The 15,833-nt window shown below is 75.1% G+C and carries 14 protein-coding genes and 3 pseudogenes; 11 read left to right on the top strand and 6 right to left on the bottom strand.

Going from position 1 to position 15,833, the window contains the following annotated elements:
* Positions 1-239: 239 nt before the first annotated feature.
* Positions 240-1,004, top strand: coding sequence for an SDR family NAD(P)-dependent oxidoreductase (locus tag ACFY07_RS26125; protein ID WP_390872001.1), 765 nt, complete (start codon positions 240-242; stop codon positions 1,002-1,004).
* Between the two features lie 172 nt (positions 1,005-1,176).
* Positions 1,177-1,752: a CGNR zinc finger domain-containing protein gene (locus tag ACFY07_RS26120; RefSeq protein WP_390872035.1), complete on the top strand. Its 576-nt coding sequence runs from the start codon at positions 1,177-1,179 to the stop codon at positions 1,750-1,752.
* A 179-nt stretch (positions 1,753-1,931) separates the two neighbouring features.
* Here the strand turns inward: ACFY07_RS26120 and ACFY07_RS26115 are convergent, their stop codons facing one another.
* A complete protein-coding gene (locus ACFY07_RS26115) occupies positions 1,932-2,540 on the bottom strand; it encodes a TetR/AcrR family transcriptional regulator (RefSeq protein ID WP_390872000.1) in 609 nt (202 codons plus the stop codon).
* A 512-nt stretch (positions 2,541-3,052) separates the two neighbouring features.
* Between ACFY07_RS26115 and ACFY07_RS26110 the strand changes: the two are divergent.
* A pseudogene (locus tag ACFY07_RS26110) lies at positions 3,053-3,691 on the top strand (YbfB/YjiJ family MFS transporter); the annotation flags it as partial.
* A 365-nt stretch (positions 3,692-4,056) separates the two neighbouring features.
* On the opposite strand, the gene ACFY07_RS26105 reads toward ACFY07_RS26110, so the two are convergent.
* Together ACFY07_RS26105 and ACFY07_RS26100 are read right to left on the bottom strand one after the other, a co-directional pair.
* On the bottom strand, positions 4,057-6,255 hold the full coding sequence (locus ACFY07_RS26105; protein ID WP_390871999.1) for a SpoIIE family protein phosphatase: 2,199 nt from the start codon (positions 6,253-6,255) through the stop codon (positions 4,057-4,059).
* Positions 6,256-6,512: 257 nt separating this feature from the next.
* Positions 6,513-6,917: pseudogene (locus ACFY07_RS26100) on the bottom strand (transposase family protein); the annotation flags it as partial.
* 92 nt (positions 6,918-7,009) lie between these two features.
* On the opposite strand from ACFY07_RS26100, the gene ACFY07_RS26095 reads away from it, so the two are divergent.
* Entirely contained in the window at positions 7,010-7,534 is a 525-nt protein-coding gene (locus ACFY07_RS26095; RefSeq protein WP_390871998.1) for a VOC family protein, read from the top strand.
* A 53-nt stretch (positions 7,535-7,587) separates the two neighbouring features.
* A pseudogene (locus ACFY07_RS26090) lies at positions 7,588-8,283 on the top strand (type 1 glutamine amidotransferase domain-containing protein).
* On the opposite strand, the gene ACFY07_RS26085 reads toward ACFY07_RS26090, so the two are convergent.
* A complete protein-coding gene (locus ACFY07_RS26085; RefSeq protein ID WP_390871997.1) occupies positions 8,276-9,289 on the bottom strand; it encodes a nitronate monooxygenase in 1,014 nt (337 codons plus the stop codon). The pseudogene ACFY07_RS26090 and the gene ACFY07_RS26085 sit on opposite strands and share 8 nt — an antisense overlap.
* A 593-nt stretch (positions 9,290-9,882) precedes the next feature.
* Positions 9,883-10,809, bottom strand: coding sequence for a helix-turn-helix domain-containing protein (locus tag ACFY07_RS26080; RefSeq protein WP_390871996.1), 927 nt, complete (start codon positions 10,807-10,809; stop codon positions 9,883-9,885).
* Between ACFY07_RS26080 and ACFY07_RS26075 the strand changes: the two genes are divergently transcribed.
* The 5 genes from ACFY07_RS26075 to ACFY07_RS26055 all read left to right on the top strand — a co-directional run bounded on the left by ACFY07_RS26075 (position 10,754) and on the right by ACFY07_RS26055 (position 14,558).
* Positions 10,754-11,029: an aldo/keto reductase gene (locus ACFY07_RS26075; protein WP_390871995.1), complete on the top strand. Its 276-nt coding sequence runs from the start codon at positions 10,754-10,756 to the stop codon at positions 11,027-11,029. The genes ACFY07_RS26080 and ACFY07_RS26075 overlap by 56 nt on opposite strands.
* 499 nt (positions 11,030-11,528) lie before the next feature.
* Positions 11,529-12,569: a hypothetical protein gene (locus ACFY07_RS26070; protein ID WP_390871994.1), complete on the top strand. Its 1,041-nt coding sequence runs from the start codon at positions 11,529-11,531 to the stop codon at positions 12,567-12,569.
* 133 nt (positions 12,570-12,702) lie between these two features.
* The gene (locus ACFY07_RS26065; protein WP_390871993.1) at positions 12,703-12,879 is read left to right on the top strand and encodes a hypothetical protein; all 177 of its coding nucleotides are present in this window, start codon (positions 12,703-12,705) and stop codon (positions 12,877-12,879) included.
* Between the two features lie 319 nt (positions 12,880-13,198).
* Positions 13,199-13,924 (top strand): molybdopterin-dependent oxidoreductase, encoded by a 726-nt coding sequence (locus ACFY07_RS26060; protein WP_390871992.1) that lies wholly within the window; start codon positions 13,199-13,201, stop codon positions 13,922-13,924.
* Positions 13,869-14,558: a cytochrome b/b6 domain-containing protein gene (locus ACFY07_RS26055; protein WP_390871991.1), complete on the top strand. Its 690-nt coding sequence runs from the start codon at positions 13,869-13,871 to the stop codon at positions 14,556-14,558. Before ACFY07_RS26060 ends, ACFY07_RS26055 begins: the two co-directional genes overlap by 56 nt.
* A gap of 615 nt (positions 14,559-15,173) precedes the next feature.
* Here the strand turns inward: ACFY07_RS26055 and ACFY07_RS26050 are convergent.
* Positions 15,174-15,326 carry a hypothetical protein gene (locus tag ACFY07_RS26050; protein WP_390871990.1) on the bottom strand — a complete coding sequence of 51 codons (153 nt, stop codon included), beginning with the start codon at positions 15,324-15,326 and terminating at the stop codon, positions 15,174-15,176.
* Here ACFY07_RS26050 and ACFY07_RS26045 point away from each other — a divergent pair.
* Complete coding sequence (locus ACFY07_RS26045; RefSeq protein WP_390871989.1) at positions 15,325-15,570, top strand: hypothetical protein; 246 nt, start codon at positions 15,325-15,327, stop codon at positions 15,568-15,570. The genes ACFY07_RS26050 and ACFY07_RS26045 overlap by 2 nt on opposite strands.
* Positions 15,571-15,833: the final 263 nt, after the last annotated feature.

Raw genomic sequence — 15,833 nt, 5'->3', positions numbered from 1 at the left:
CGTTGCGCCGTGCGCCGGCGCACGGCGGACCGCCCCGCCGGCCGGCCCCCTCCCGCTCGTTGCCGGCCGGCTCCCGCCCCCCTCCTGCCGCACTTGCAACCGGAACCGGTTCCGGTTGAAGCGCGTCGTGCCTGCGGCTGCTCCGCGTGCGGCTGCGCGCCCCCCGTCCGCCAGTGGCCCTCCGGCGGCGCCGAAGCCCTGGCCGAAGCCCTGGACGAAAGCTCCCCGGCGCGCTCCCCATGGCCGCACGTCTGAAGAACACCGTGGCGCTGGTGACCGGCGCGAGCAGCGGCATCGGGGAGGCGACCGCGCGCGGCCTCGCCGCCCAGGGCGCCGCCGTCGCCGTTCTCGGCCGGCGGCACGGGCGGCTGGAAGCGCTCGCGGACCGGGTCCGGGCCGACGGCGGCACGGCCTTCGTGGTGGCGGCCGACATCACCGACCGGCAGCAGGCCGCGGCCGCGGTGGAGAGCGTGGCGGCCGAGTTCGGCCGCCTGGACACCGTCGTCAACAACGCCGGCGTCATGGGTGTCGGACAGGCCGTGGACTCACCGCGGGAGGAGTGGGACCGGATGCTCGAGGTCAACGTCCGGGGCCTGCTGCACGTCACCCACGCCGCACTGCCGCACCTCCTGCGCGCCGCGCAGGACTCGCCGCGGGGCGTGGCGGACCTGGTCAACATCAGCTCCACCGGGGGCCGGGTCGCCCGCCCCGGCACGGCCGTCTACAACCTGGCGAAGTTCGGCGTCAACGGCTTCACCGAGGCGCTGCGGCAGGAGGTCGGCCACCGGCGCGTGCGGGTGAGCGTGGTCGAGCCCGGCATCGTGGACACCGAGCTGAGCACGCACCTGCGCCACGGCGTGCGCCAGGCCGTCGAGCGGCAGATCGGGAACGTGGAACTGCTGAGGCCCGAGGACGTCGCCGACGCCGTCTCCTGCATCGTGACCCGGGGCCGCCGGGTCGCCGTCAACGAAATCCTCGTGCGCGCCGGCGAGCAGACCTGGTAGCGGGACCTGGCGGCCCCCCGCGCCCGCAGCCCCGGCCGGGGAACCTGCGCGAGGACCCGGCCGCCGGGCCCCACGACCGCCTCGGTGCGTTCGGCGCTCCGCGCTCCGCGGGCCCCGGACGGCTGTGACGCCGATTGCCGCACTGTTCGTCACCTGCCAAAATGGTGACATGATGCACTCCTTCAAGTGCGGTGCCCCGGTGCTGGACTTCCTGGGCACCCTGCGCGCGCGGCGCAACCCGGTGCCGACCGAGATGCTCGTCTCCCCGGAGAGCCTCGAGGCCTGGTTCCGTGAGTCGGGCCTCGTGGACGGGGACACGCCGTGCGGACCGTCCGACCTGGAGCAGGCGACTGCTCTTCGTGAGGCGGTCTACCTGCTCGTCGCGGCCACGCTGGCGGGTGACGGCTACGACGCCGACGCCCTGGCGCTGGTCAACGACACGGCGCGGACGCCGTCCGCCGTTCCGCAGCTCGCCCGGCGGGGGCGCCGCCGGACCGAGGCGACGCCGCAGCAGGCGTTGTCGTCGATCGCCCGGCAGGCCGTGCAGCTGCTCGGCGGGCCGGAGGCGGCGCTGCTGAAGGAGTGCAGCAGGGACGAGTGCACGCAGGTCTATCTCGACCGGTCGCACGGGGGCCGCCGGGAGTGGTGCGCCATGGACCCGTGCGGCAACAGGATCAAGGCGGCCGCCTACCGTGCGCGCAAGCGGACCGAAGCGCGGGCGGCGTCCCCGGTGCGGTCGAGCCGGTAGGGCGGCCGCACGGACCCTCGGGGCACGGGCGACGCGTCGCCGGTCCGGCCGTGGAGCGTGTCGCCGGGGCCGCCGCCCCCGCGCGGGCGTGCCTGCAGCGCCGCCCCGCCCGTGTGGCGGCCGTCCCGGCTCGCGGGGCGGCGCGCCCGGACGGCGGCGGGCCGCATCGGCGGCGGCCCTCAGACCTGGGCCGGCATCCGCGCGCCCAGCAGGGCCAGGCAGTTGTCCCACAGGCTGCCGAGCGGTGAGGTGCTGTTGTAGAGCTTGGCGAACAGCACCTGGCCCTCGAGCTGGGCGACGACCGACTGGGCGGCTGCGTGCCTGTCCGCCACGGTCGCCTCGCCGCGCGCCTGGGCCTCGGCGATGACCCTGCCGACCATTTCCGCCTGGGCTTCGAAGATCTTCTGGAGCCGTTCGCGCACGGCCTCGGTCTGGTTGCTCATCTCCAGGGAGAGATTGCCGAACAGGCAGCCCGAGATCACCCCGCAGCTCTCCTGGCCGGCCTGCTGACTGGCCTGCATGGCCTCGAACAGCTGTCGCAGCCGCTCGAGCGGCGCGGCGTCGCCGCCCAGGATGCCGCTCCACTCGCGCTGCTCCGCGGCCCAGTGCTCCTCGATCACCGCGAGGGCGAGGGCTTCCTTCGACTCGAAGAAGTAGTAGAAACTGCCCTTCGGCACGCCCGCCGCCTTGCAGATCTCGGCCACGCCCAGGCCCGAGTAGCCGCGCTGCTCGATCAGTGCGTGCGCAGCGGTGAGGATCTTTTCCTTCGCGTCACTTGTCCTGCCCATGCCTGCAGTATACGACCGATCGACTATACCGTACAGGGGGCGGCCCTCCGTTCGTCCTCTCGGCGACCCTGTCCGGTAGGAGGCCGGTCCTCCCAGCAGGAAGAAAGCCGGTCGTGGAAGGTCCGGGGGCGCGGGCGCACGCTGTGGACATGGTGATCAGGCGCACCGCCGTCCCCGAGCCCGCCGTCCCCGAGCCCGCCGTCCCCGAGCCCGCCGTCCCCGAGCCCGCCGTCCCCGAGCCCGCCGTCCCCGGGACCGCCGACGGGGGTGCGGCCCTCCGGTACCGGGCCGCCGTGACCACCGGTGCAGGAGCGCCGCGCCGCCCCGCGGCCCTGTCGCACCGGACGGTCCCCGCGACGCCTCGGAGCCGCGCCGGTCCACCGGCCGCACCCCCATGCCCCGTCACCGACGTCCCGAGCACCGCTGAGGAAGACCGCATGACCGCACCACCGTCGCAGGGCCACCCGCACGCCGCGGGCGGGCTGCCGCGCTCGCCGTGGGTCCACGTCGCCCGGGCGGCCGCTCCGCGCACCCGCCGCTGGTTCGGCGCCCTGTTCGCCTCCTACACGCTGGAGGGTGTCGGCTACATCGTCGCCGGCACCTTCCTGGTCGCGGCCGTCGAACAGACCTCACCCGGCTGGATCGGCAGCGGCGCGTGGGTGCTGGTGGGCCTGGCGGCCGTCCCCTCCTCCGCGCTCTGGGCGGCGCTGGGGCGCCGCTGGTCCCGTCCGGACCTGCTGCCGGCCGTGCAGGCCGTGGGCATCGCCCTGCCCGCGCTGGTCGGCGGGGTCGCCGCCGCACTGATCTCCGCGGCCCTCTTCGGCGCGACCTTCATCGGCGTCAGCACGCTGGCCCTCGGAACGGGTGCGCACCTGCGGTTCCCCCGCGCCGTGGCGCTCCTGACCGCCGCATACTCGGGCGGCCAGATCCTGGGCCCCCTCGTCGTCGCCCCCCTGCTGTACCACAGCTACCACCAGGCCCTCGTCCTGGCCGCCGCCGCCGTCCTGGCCGCAGCCCTCGCCGCCTTCGTCCTCCGCATCGGGTTCCCGCACCACCTGCCCGTCCCGGGGCACCGGGGGACGCACCGGGAACCCGTTCCCGGACACCGTCCCGGCCCGCTGGGCACCGGCGAGGCCCGGGCGGCCGAGTGACCTGTGGTCCCCCCGGTGTCCCGCCCGGTGCGCACCCGGGGAGGGGCGGGGCACCGCGCCGTGCCGGCCGCGAGCGCTGCGGGCGACCCACGCCGACGCCTCGCCGGGAGAAGCCGTCGGGCGACCCCGGCCCGGGACGGGCCACCTCGGCCGCGCCGCATCCGTCCTCCCGGTGCCGCCATGCCGCCATGCCGCCATGCCGCCATGCCGCCATGCCGCCATGCCGCCATGCCGCCATGCCGCCATGCCGCCATGCCGCCATGCCGGCCCGTCCGGCGGCTGTCCGGTGCCGCCGCCGACCGCGGCGACGGCGGCACCGGCAGGCGGGGGGCGTACGCGCTGTCCGGTGCGCCCTCCCGCCCGGGTCAGGCCGGGGCGATGGGCATGGTCAGCGACACCGTCTTGCCCAGGCCGTTGGGGGAGCTGTTCCACATCCCGGCCAGAGCCTCGACGATGAGCAGGCCACGGCCGTGCTCCGCCTCCGCGTTCTCCTCCTCCGCCAGTGACAGGGGTGAGGGAACCGGCGGGTTGGTGTCCGAGTCGCGCACCTCGAGCCGGATGTGGTCCGCGAACGCCCGGAGGCGCACGTCCACGTCGCTGCCGGCGTGGACGAGCGCATTGGTCACGGTCTCCGAGACGACCAGCTCCAGCGCGTCCGACATGTCCTCCAGCCCCCATGAGCTCAGTCGGTCGTGCACGAAGGTGCGTGCCGTCCTGACCCCGCGCAGGTCGTGGCGACAGAGGTGCAGGCTTCCCGCCCGGGGCTCGTCCCTGTCCCCCGCCCCTTCGTACAGGGCCAGGAGCAGGACGGCGTCGTCGCGCCGCTGCCACGGGGCGGACACCTCCGAGACGACCAGGTCCGCCAGCCGCTCGAGGTCGGGGGCGGATCCCTGGTCCCCCGGGCCGAGCAGTGCCCGGCCGCAGGCGTCGGCGTCGGCCGTGTCCCAGTCGACGAGGCCGTTGGTGTACAGCATCAGGAGGGCACCGGACTCCAGGAGGTGCTCGCGTCCCCGGTAGACGCCCGCCGGGCACACGCCCAGGGGAAGGTTGGCGGGGGCGTCCAGGACGCCGACCCTCCCGTCGGGCCCGCGCACCAGGGGCGGAGGGTGGCCGGCCAGGGCGACCTCCGCAGTGCCGTCCACGGTGTCCAGCGAGACGACGCAGCAGGTCACCGTCAGATCCGTGCGCAGTCTCGCGAGGAGCCTGCCGGTCCGCTCGATCACCGCGGCGGGACGGTGCCCCTCGGTGGCGTAGGAAGCCGTCGCCGTGCGGACCTGCCCCATCACGGCGGCGCTCTCCATGGAGTGGCCTTCGACGTCACCGACGACCAGCACCGCGTGGTCGTCCGCCAGCCTGATCACGTCGTACCAGTCGCCCCCGACCCCGGAGGTGACCGTGGCCGGCCGGTAGCGGGCCGTGGTGGCCAGGCGCGGCAGGTCGGGGAGCGCGGGCGGCAGCAGGCTCCTCTGGAGGTACTCGGCGGCGGCACGCTGCCGCGCGCCCAGCTCGACGCGGTCCACCGCTGCCCCCAGCAGTCCCGCCATCATGCCGAGCAGGACCCTCTCCTCGGGCGGGAAGTCGCGAGGGCCGTCGAAGGCCAGGCAGCAGACGCCGACGACGTGCTGCCGGCCGACGACGGGCAGCTCGATCAGCTGTCCGTCGCCCGTCAGCGGGAGGTACACCTCGGTGTGCGGCTGCCCGCCGGAGCGGCCGTCGTCGAGCGGCGAGGGGTCCCGGGGCACGAACAGCGGGCGCCCCCGGAACGCCTCGGTCGCCGGTGTGCGGTCGCTCATCCGGACGCCGTGGAGGCCGCGGACGATGTCCGAGGAGGCCCCGCAGTGGCCCAGCACCCACAGACGCCCCTCGGTCGCGGAGGCGAGAACCAGGGCCCGGGCGCCCAGCGGGGCCATGACGCAGTACCGCCCCGCCGCGACGACGTCCTCCATGGCCCTCGCCCGGTTGAGCAGGTCGGCCAGGCGCCGCAGGGGGTACATCATGCTCGTCCCCGCGGAGCCCGGCACGCCCGGGACCCCCCAGCCGGGCGTGTACACGCTCGTGTCGATGTCGGCTTCCGGGGGGATCAGCATCGGCATCGGGCCCGCTGCCACCGTGACGCCGTCCTCGACGAGCCCGGCGAGCACCCGGGCCAGCTCGTCGCCGACCTCCCCGAGTCCGTCCCGCTCCGCGGCCGAGAAGGAGCCGCGGTCCTCCACGCGCAGCACGGTCAGGGCGCCGAACCGCCGGTTCCCGCTGGTCACCGGCGCCGACAGCGCCGTGTACGGGTAGGGCCGGACGTGCTCCTGGGCCGGGTCGGCGGGGTCCGGGTCGACGAGGACGGCCGTGGTGCCCGATGCGACGGCGCGTGCCGTGGCGCGGGGCGCGTCCAGCCCCATGCGTCCGGCGAAGGTGAACAGCGACGGCGGACTTCCGCTGGCCATGGCCAGCCGGAGTTCGCCGTGGCGCTCGTCGAGCAGGTAGACCGCCGCCGTGACGGCCCTCAGCCGGTGCATGGCCTCCCGGACGGCGCTGTGGAGCACCCCCGCGAGATCCGCACCGCTGATCACAGGGCCACCGCTGTGATGCCGGCCTGTCACGGGTCCGGTGCTGGTCACGAGACGACTCCCTCCTGCGCGGAGAGGTGGGTGTCGGGAGAGGGGGGTTTTTCCGTGCATGCCGTGTTCGGGCGACAAGCAATTATTCTTCGGCCGTCCGGCCCCGCGCCATCCCTGCACGTCGCGGTCGGCGTCACGCGCACCCGCGGCCCGGCACGCACGACCGCCGTGCGGCGCTGCCGACCGTGCCGCATCCGGGGTCAGGGCCCGACCACCTGGTGGTTGGTGGAGTACCGGTAGTTTTTGGACTGCTCGGCCACGTTGTGGTCGCGGGTGGGCACCAGGGTGCCATCCACGATCAGCACCGCGTCCTTCGCGAACCGCTTGCGCGGCAGGAGGGCGAGCTTCGGGCCGAGGTCGTCGACAACGCGGTCGGCCGCCGACTTCGACACCCCGAACAGCGGGGCGAGTCGGCGCAGCGTGAGGTTCGTTCGCCAGTACGCAGCAACCAGCAACGCCCGGTCTTCGAGGGCGGGCTTCCACGGTCGCCCTTTGCCCGGGGCGTCGACACCCTCACGCCGCAGCCGCGTCACCGGCTTCGTGAAGGCGCGCGCGCCCGGCCCGGTGGACGGCGCTGTCCAAGACGGTTCCGGCGCCGTGATCACACCAGCCACACCAAGATCATCTCATCCGTGAACAGCGGCTGCCGCACGGAATTGGTCGATGTCCGGGCACGCGGTCGGCGGCATTTCGTAGTCTCAACGTCATGAAGCTGGTGCGTAACGTGATCGTGTTCGACGCAGCCGACCTGACTGCCGAAAGCTCGTTCTGGGCCGGGATCTTCGGCGGCTACGTCCTTGAGGATGAGGCATGGCACAGCGTTGTCGATGCCGATGGGGGGTGGCGGATGGGCGTACAGCTGGCACCGGACCACGTTCCTCCCGAGTGGCCGCACGGCGTCCCTCAACAAGTGCATCTCGACCTCCACGTCGATGACCCCCGAGCCGCGCACGAAGAGGCAATCTCCCTCGGCGCCCGCCTGCTCCAGCCGGCTCCTGACCTGGACGGCGACGAAGGCCATCAGGTGTACGCCGACCCGGCCGGACACCCGTTCTGCATCGGCTGGGGGCACCCGTCCCAAGAGACGCTCGCCGCGTTCGTCGCCGACCGGCTCGGACGAAGGAGCCACGCCGGGCAAGACGGGTGGCACCGGGCCCGGCACGACGCCCCCCGGAGGGCTTCTTCTACGACGCTGCGGCCCCGCGACCGGCAGTTACGGGACAAGCCTTAGGCTGGCACGACCGATCGCTCAAAGATTCGAACGGGGCGAGGAGGCGGAGCGCGGTGGCGAAGGTGCTCTTCGTCGTCAGCGGGGCGACCTACGGGGTGCTCAAGGACGGCACGAGGTACGCGACCGGGTACTGGGCCGAGGAATTCGCTGTGCCGTCCAGGAAGGTCACGGAGGCCGGTCACGAGGTCGTGGTGGGGACACCCGGCGGTGTGACGCCGAACGTCGACATGATGAGCCTGCGCCCGTCGATGGCCGGCGGCGAGGAGGGGGCCCTGGAACTGGAGGCCGTCATCCGTTCCGCGGAGACCATGCGGCGGCCCCTGAAGCTGTCGGACATCCGCCTCGAGGACCACGACGCGGTGTACCTGCCCCGCGGCCACGGCCCGATGTCGGACCTGGCGTTCGACGCGGACGCCTGACGGCTGCTGACGGCGCAGCTCGCCTCGGGCAGGCCGCCGGCGATCGTGTGCCATGCCCCCGCCGCGGTCCTGGCCACCAGGATCCACGGCGAGTCGCCGTTCAAGGGGTGCAGGGTCACGTGTTTCACCAATGAGGAGGAAGAGGCCGTCGGACTGGCTTCCAGGGCGCCGTGACTGCTGGAGACCGAGCCGAAGGAGAAGGCCGGCATCGACTTCAGCCGGGGGCCGATGTGGGAGCCGTGCACGGTGGAGGACTGCAACCTCGTCACCGGCCAGAACCCCCGTTCGGCAGGTGTGCCGGCAGACCGGCTTCTCGAGCTCCTCACGTGAGCACGGGCGGAGCCGTGGCGCCTGCTCGGTCCCCCGGTTTGACGGCCCACAGCTCCCAGGCGATGCCGTCCGGATCCGCCACGGAGACGAATTCCGCGTAGCCCGCGTCCCGCACGGGCGAACGGGGCACACCGAGACCGTCCAGGTGCCGGGCCCAGCCCTCCAGGGCGTCCCGGTCGGCCACGGCGAGCGAGAAGAGGTCGAGCCCGGTACGGGAGGCGTCGAACATGTCGCCGCTGCGCCGCAGGGGCTCGTGGACGGCCAGGACGAGCCTGCTGTCGGCGTGGCGCATGATCTGCCGGGGATGCCCCGCGCCGACCGGTCCGGGCGTGGCCCCGCCGACGGGCTCGAATCCGAGTACGCGCCGGTACCAGTCGGTGCTGGCGGCCATGTCGCGAACCACGACGGCGATGTGGGCGATCCCACGGAAGGTCCTCATGTGCGCAGTCGTCCTCTCCTGTCCTGCCGTCGGCCGCCGGTCACCGGGCGGCCCGAACGGGTCCGGGGTGCGTTCGGCGGGTCTGACCGTCTGGACCACGAGGGTCCCGGCCCTCCGGAACGCCGCGACGACGGACGGCCGGGGGAGGCCGAAGGTGAGGCTGACGACGGGCACGGGGGAGGAGAGCAGAAGACCGAGCTTGTCCGCCCAGTGGTCGTCGTCCTCCACGACCCGGGTTTCCGCGGTGTCGAGGCCGTAGGCCCGGAACTCCGGCGCGATCGCGCGGGCGAAGGCACGGAAGGCGCCGGGATCCACCGGCACGCGGTTCGGCACGAACAGGTTCACCCCGAAGCCTGCGCCCGCCGAGCGGACGCGGGCGGTCTGCTCGCCCAGGACCTCCGCCGTCCTGTACCCGCCGGCGAGGAAGCCGAGGCCGCCGGCGCCGGCCGCCGCGACGACCAGTCCGGGCGTGGTCGGACCGCCCGCCATCGGTGCCGCCAGAACCGGCGCCTCCCCCCCGAGGCCGGTGAGCGGTGAAGCCGTCAGGGATCTCCTTCCCGGGAGCACCGGCGCGGCCGCCGTGCCCCGTACGCTCGCTGCCGGCGGGCTCCGCGGCCCCGGGGAGGCGGGCGGTACCGTACCGGTGACCTCACCCTGCGCCGCTCACGGGGGCCTTGCCACGACGTGCTTCCTCCCATCCGGGAGGGAGGGGCTCCCACCGCAGGTGGGGGCGTGGACGGTCTCGTGCCCGCGCCCGCGGGGACCGTCGGCCGGCGGTCCGGGGGCGGCACGGAGCGGCTCGGGCCCGCCGTCGAGGAGCGTGGCGCGGAGTCAGGCGCGTGGCGCGGACGCGCCCACCCGGGGGAGGCCGGGATCTCCCCGCAGGACCAGGGCCCGCCCCGGCGGGCCGGTGCGCCCCCTCCCGGGACGGTCGGGCCCCGCCCGGTGCGGCCGGCCCGCCGGCGCCGCCTGCGCAGAGCCCGGGCACGTCACCCGGGCGGCGGGCTCCCCGGCCGCCGGTCCTGCCGCCCCCCCCGGAGTCCCCCTCCGTGCGGGTGGCCTCCCTGCCCGGCGCCGGCCCCCGGCGATCCGAGCGGTGCGTGGAGGGCTGTACGCGGAGGGCGGTGCGCGGAGGGCGGTGCTCGGAAGGGGGATCGACTTCACCTGTCCGTCGGAAGTCCGGGCCGGTGCCCGCGCCCGTCCGCCTGCCGGGCCCCGGCCCCGTGCCCGGGACCGGGAGCCGGAAGGGCCCGGCCTCCTGCCGGTCCGGCAGGGACGTCGAACGCGTCCGCGTCGAGGCCCTGCCTGTCGAGCAGGACCATGGCGCCGTGGTCGGGGCCCCCGGCGTCGGTGCAGTAGACGACGAGACGCTGTCCGGGGGTGCCCTCGAGCTGCATGGACTGGTAGCCGAGGGTGAGGTCCCCGACCCCGGGGTGGCGGAAGCGCTTGGTGCCGGGACGGTGCCCGCGGACGTCGTAGCGCTCCCACAGGCGGGCGAACTCGGGGCTCTTCAGCAGAAGCTCGCCGACGAGCCGGGCGAGGTCGGGGGCGTCCGGATCGGTGCCGGCCAGGGCCCTCAGGCGCGCGACACAGCCGCGGACGTGCGTCTCCCACTCGGGGAACAGGTCGCGGGCGCCCGGGTGCAGGAAGGAGTAGCGGGCCAGGTTGCGCTGCCTGGCCGGCCAGCCCTCGATGCCGGCGTACAGGTGCAGCCCGCCGGGATTGGCGGTGAGCACGTCCAGGGTGCGGCTGAGGACGTGGGCGGGGCCGGGCCTCAGGTGCTCCAGCAGGATCCTGATGCCGGGCCGCACCGTGCGGCTGGGTGCGGCAGGCGGCTCGGGGGCGGTGCGGGCGGCCCGCGCGGCCAGCCGGCGCAGATGCTCGTGCTCCTCCTCGTGCAGGAGCAGCGCGCGGGCGAGGGAGTCGACGACGGCGGGGCTGGGCCGCGTCTCCCTGCCGCGTTCCAGACGGGTGTAGTAGTCGATGCTGACCCCGGCGAGGGTGGCCAGCTCCTCGCGGCGCAGTCCGGGCGTGCGGCGGCGTCTGCCCCGCTTCCAGCAGGAGGACCTCCGCGCCAACCTGGACATCGCGGTCAAGGTCCGCGCGGTCGCCGACCGCATCGGCGCCACTCCGGCGCAGGTCGCCCTGGCCTGGCTCGTCGCCCAGGGCGAGCGCGTCGTGCCCATCCCCGGCACGAAGACCCCGAAGTACCTCGCCGACAACGCGGGAGGCGCGGGCGTCCGGCTGTCCGAGGCCGACCTCGCCGAGCTCGACGCCATCCCCGCCCCCGTCGGCGCCCGGTACTGACCGCCCGGCCCCGGCCACCCGGGCTGCACCCGGCGGTGCGGCCCGGGTGGCCGGGGCCGTCGGCGGCCGAGGTGGGGGCGGCCGCCGACGGCGGTGCCGAAGGCCCGCCGTGCGGGCTTCCGGCGCACCGTCCGGGGTCTGCGTCCCGACCACTGCTCGGGCCGGGGACCCGGTGACGCGCGCACGCGCCTCCGAGTCGCCCGTCGGCCGGGTCGCCGGCTCGCCGTACGTCGCGCCGGGCTGCCGGGTGCCTCGCGCGGGGCCGGTCCGCCGTGCGGGCAGGGGGCCCGTCGGCCCGGGGGCCGCCGGCGCCCCGGCCCCTGCGCGCCCTCGGCAGGAGCGTGTGCTCCTGGGTGCGGCGGGCCCGCCCGGAGGACCGGGGACCCCTCACCCTTGCCATCCCGGGATTGGGAGCATATGCTCCTAATTGAAGCGGTGGCACGGCCGTCCCCGACCGGCCTCCCCGAGCCCCACTCCCACCCCGTCAGGAAGTCCCGTCATGGAAACCCCCGTCGGAACCGCACCCCAGCGGGAGCAGGCGCCCCTCGCGGCGCCCCGGCAGTCCGAGCCCGCGCGAGGCGCCGTCCGGCCGCCGGTGAGGGCCTGGCTCCAGCCGGCGCTGATCGCCCTGGTCGTCGTGGCGGCCTTCATCAGCTGCTACGTCGGCCTGCAGCGCGACCCCCGGCCCCACCGGATCCCCCTCGCCGTCGCCGGACCGTACCTGCCGGGCGAGATCCGCCAGGCCCTCGGCGGAGCCGTCTCCGTCCACCCGGCCGCCGACGCCGAAGCCGCCCGCAGCGCCCTCGAGCACCACGACGTCGCGGCCGCGCTCAGCACCGACGGCCGGGGCGGGCTGCACCTGCAGGCCGCGGGCGCGGTCGGCGCGTCCACCACCACGGCGGTCAAGACCCTCGTCGGGGCCTACGCCCACGGGGCGGGCCGGGGGGTCACCACCGAGGACGTCGTCCCCCTCGCCCGCTACGACGCGCGGGGACTGGCCGGCTTCTACATGGCCTTCGGCGTGACACTGGCCGGCTTCGTCCTGGGCTCCAACGCCCTGGGCCTGGCCAACCTCCTGCACCTGCGCCACCGGTTCCGGCTCCTGGCCGGCACCTCCGTGGCCGTCGGCGCCGTGGCGGCGGTCATCGCCGGCCCCGTCCTGAAGGCGGTGCCCGCCCCGGTCGTCCCGCTGATCCTCACCCTCACCCTCCTGGCGGCCGCGGCCGCCTTCGCCACCAAGCTCCTCGGGACCTACCTCGGCCCGCTCGGGATACCCGTCGCCACCCTCGTCCTCCTCACCGTCGGCAACGCCACCAGCGGCGCCACCATCGGCGCCGACCTGCTGCCCGCCGCCGCCCGGGCCGTCTCCGCGGTCCTCCCGCCCGGCGCCGCCGTCCGCGCCATCACCGACCTGAGCTACTTCAACGGCGCCCACGCGGCAGGCCCCGTGATCACACTCGCCGCCTGGGCAACCCTCGCGGCGGCCCTCCTCGCCCTGCGCTCCCGCCCGAGGCGGCGGCCCACCCCGACCACCACCTGACCCCCGCACCCGGCCCCGGCGTCCTCCGCCGCAGCAACGCCCGAAGGACGGCAGGCGCCCGGGACCGGCCCCGCCGGGACCGGCCCGCCGGCAGCCCGAACCCTCCCCCCCCACCGCCCCCAGGAGGCATCCGATGCGATCCGCACAGAAGAGCCCCGACCCCGCCGAAGCGGCCCGGCGGGCCCGCTTCGGCAGGCTGCCGGAGCGCATCCGCATCGAGGACACGGTCGAGGAGCGGGCGGCCGCGCCGCCCGACCCGGCCCGGGACACCTACAACGCCGACGAGTGGCTCGTCCGCTCCTGCCTGTGAGCCGCACCCCCCACCCCCGGAGGAACACCATGCAGATCCCCAAGCCCCTCATGGCCCTGACCCTGGCCGTGCTCTCCGCCGCCATCGCCGTGGGCTGCTTCGCCCAGGTCTTCTGACCGCCCGCACCGCCCTAGCCGCCCGAAGGGCACGGCGGGACGGACGGAGCGGACGGGGCGGAGGCGGCCGGGCGGCCGCCTCCGCCCGCGCCGCCGCTGCGAGCAGAGGCCCGGACACGTCCGCGAGCTCCCCGGCCCGCCCCCGACCTCATCGACACCCCTGCGCCACCAGGCGCAACACCGTCCCAGAAGGAGTGGTGACCATGGCAGACCAGCCGAAGGGAAGGCCCGACGGCGCGCCGGTCGCGCGGCGGACGATGCTGGGCATGCTCGCCGCGGGGGCCGCCGGGCTCGCCGCCGCGCCCTACCTGCAGCACGGATGGGAGAAGGTCCTGGCCTCCGCGTCCCAGGCCGACTCGACCGGACTCACCGGCCTGCTGCCCAATCCGAGCGGTTTTCGTTACTACAGCATCGTCGGTTCGGTACCCCGCAAGGACGCGACGAACTACGAGCTGCGGATCGACGGCCTGGTCGACCGGCCCAGGGCCTACACCCTCGCCGACCTGCGCGCGCTGCCGCAGACGCGGGTCGTCCGCGACGTCCTGTGCACCGACGGCTGGCGCGTGCCGGACACGCCCTTCGAAGGGGTGAGGCTGGCGCACCTCCTCGACGCCGCCGGAGTGCGGTCGGAGGGCAGAGCGGTCCGCTTCACCTGCTTCGACGGCGCCTACACCGAGAGCCTCACGATGGAACAGGCACGCCGCTCCGACGTCCTGGTGGCTCTGAACATGCAGGACAGGCCGATCACCCACGAGCACGGCGGGCCGGTCCGCCTCTACGTGGCCCCGATGTACTTCTACAAGTCGGCCAAGTGGCTGTCCGGCATCTCGGTCACCGACAGGGTCGTACCCGGATACTGGGAGGAGCGCGGATATGACGTCGACGGCTGGCTCGAGGGAGCCGACAGGCGCGGCGACGCGGGGGCCTGAGCGGCCCGGCAGGATCCTCCGGTTCGGCCGTGCCGAGCGGCTGGTGCACCGTGCCACCGGGTGGCTGATGCTGCTGTGCCTGCTGACCGCCGCCTGCCTGTACCTCGGGCCGCTCGCCCAGCTCGTGGGCCGGCGCCATCTGGTGGCCACCGTCCACGAGTGGTCGGGCGTGCTTCTGCCGCTCCCCTCCCTCCTCGGCCTGCTCTCACCCGCCTTCCGTGCGGACCTCCGCCGGCTGAACCGCTTCGCGGGCTACGACAGGCAGTGGCTGCGCGCGGCCCGCAGGCGTGTGGCGACGCCGGACGCGCGTCCCGCCGGCAAGTTCAACGCCGGCCAGAAGATCTATGCGGGCTGGATCGCCGGCGCCGTGCTGGTGATGATGTTCACCGGACTGCTGATGTGGTTCACGGGACTGCTGCCGCTCATCTCCCGGACCAGCGCGATCTTCATCCACGACTGCCTCGCCTGGGCGGTCGCCCTCGTCCTGATCGGGCACATGCGGAAGGCCTACGAGGATCCCGAGGCGAGGCTGGGGATGCGCACCGGACGCGTCGACTCCGCGTGGGCCGTGCGCCACCACTCCGAGTGGCTGGAGGAGGACGGCGGACCCCGTCGCCGCGGAACCGGAGGGTGACGGACGCATGACGTGCGCCGGGGCGCGCCGGTCGGGCCTCACCGGCCCCGGACGGCCGGGTGCCGCGGATCGACGCCGACGGCCGCCCGTGTCCGGGCACCGGCGGCGGGCGGCCCGGGGGTGATCCGGGGAGAGGCCGGCCGTGTCGTGGACGCCGTCGGCGAAGGGCGAGCCGCAGGGGCCTCGACGGGCTCGCCGCGCCGGGACCGCAGGTCGCAGCGCGGCGGCGCCGGAAGGCGGACGGCTGCGACAGGCCCGTCCCCGCGGCCCCGTACCAGGTGTGCCACCGCGTCACGGGGGCCACCGCATCGCGCTTCTCGGCCTCCACCTCGGGAGCGGCGCGGTTGCCCGGGTGGCCTGCCCGCCGGCCCCCGCAGCCGGCCGGGGCACAGGTCCCGGGATCCCGCCTTCCGCGGACCGGGCAGGCCCGCCGCCTGTCCGCCGCATGCCGTACCGGGAGACCTTCACGACGTTCCGCCGCCCCGCCACGCCTTCGTCGCGTCGCCCGCTGCCCCGGCCCGAGGCCCGTGGCGCCGGCCGCCCTCGACGGGGCGGTCCTGAGGGAGGTGCCCCGGGACCGCCCCGCCGCACGGTTCGCGTGCGGTTCGTGCGGTGTCAGCCGGTACGCAGGGGGGTGAGGGCGTTCGCCCAGGTGACGGCTTGGTCCAGGGTGGTGGTGAGGGCGCCGCGGTGCGCGTCGGCGGGCTGGAAGGTGCTGAAGTCCTCGAATGAGCTTGCTGCCGCCTGCACTCCCTCCCTCAGCGGCATGACCCGCGTCGTCATCCGGCTCGAGAAGCAGGGGTCGGTCCAGCGCGCCGAGTGCGCCCGGGACGGGCGCGGATGGAACGCCGTGCTGACCGGCGCCGGCCTCGCCCGCCTGGAGCAGGCGTGGCCGGTGCACCTTTCCAACGTGCGGCGGCACCTCGTCGACCACTTCCGGGGCCAGGACCTCACCCGGCTCACGGCCGCGCTCCGGCATGTCGCGACCTCCGGCCCTGCGGACCACGGGTGAGTGCCCGCCGCCGTCCCGGCCGGCGGCGCTGAGGACGTCCTCACCGGTCGGGAGTGCGTGCTCCCGCCCGTGGGGCGGGGCGGGTCCCGCGGGCGGAAGCCGCAGGTCCGCTGCCTGCTGCCCGTGGACAGAGGCGCTCCACATATGAGAGTATGTGCTCCTATTCTGGACGGGTGAGCACTGGAGGAGACCATGGCCCCTGAGTCGGCGGGCCCCGTCGGCCCGTGCAACAACATGGCCCTCCGCAAGGCATCCCGGTACCT

The organism is Streptomyces sp. NPDC001380, assembly GCF_042895785.1.
In the GTDB taxonomy this organism is placed as follows: domain Bacteria; phylum Actinomycetota; class Actinomycetes; order Streptomycetales; family Streptomycetaceae; genus Peterkaempfera.
The sequence above is the reverse complement of the archived record's forward strand: the minus strand, read 5'-3'. Positions and strand labels throughout refer to the sequence as shown.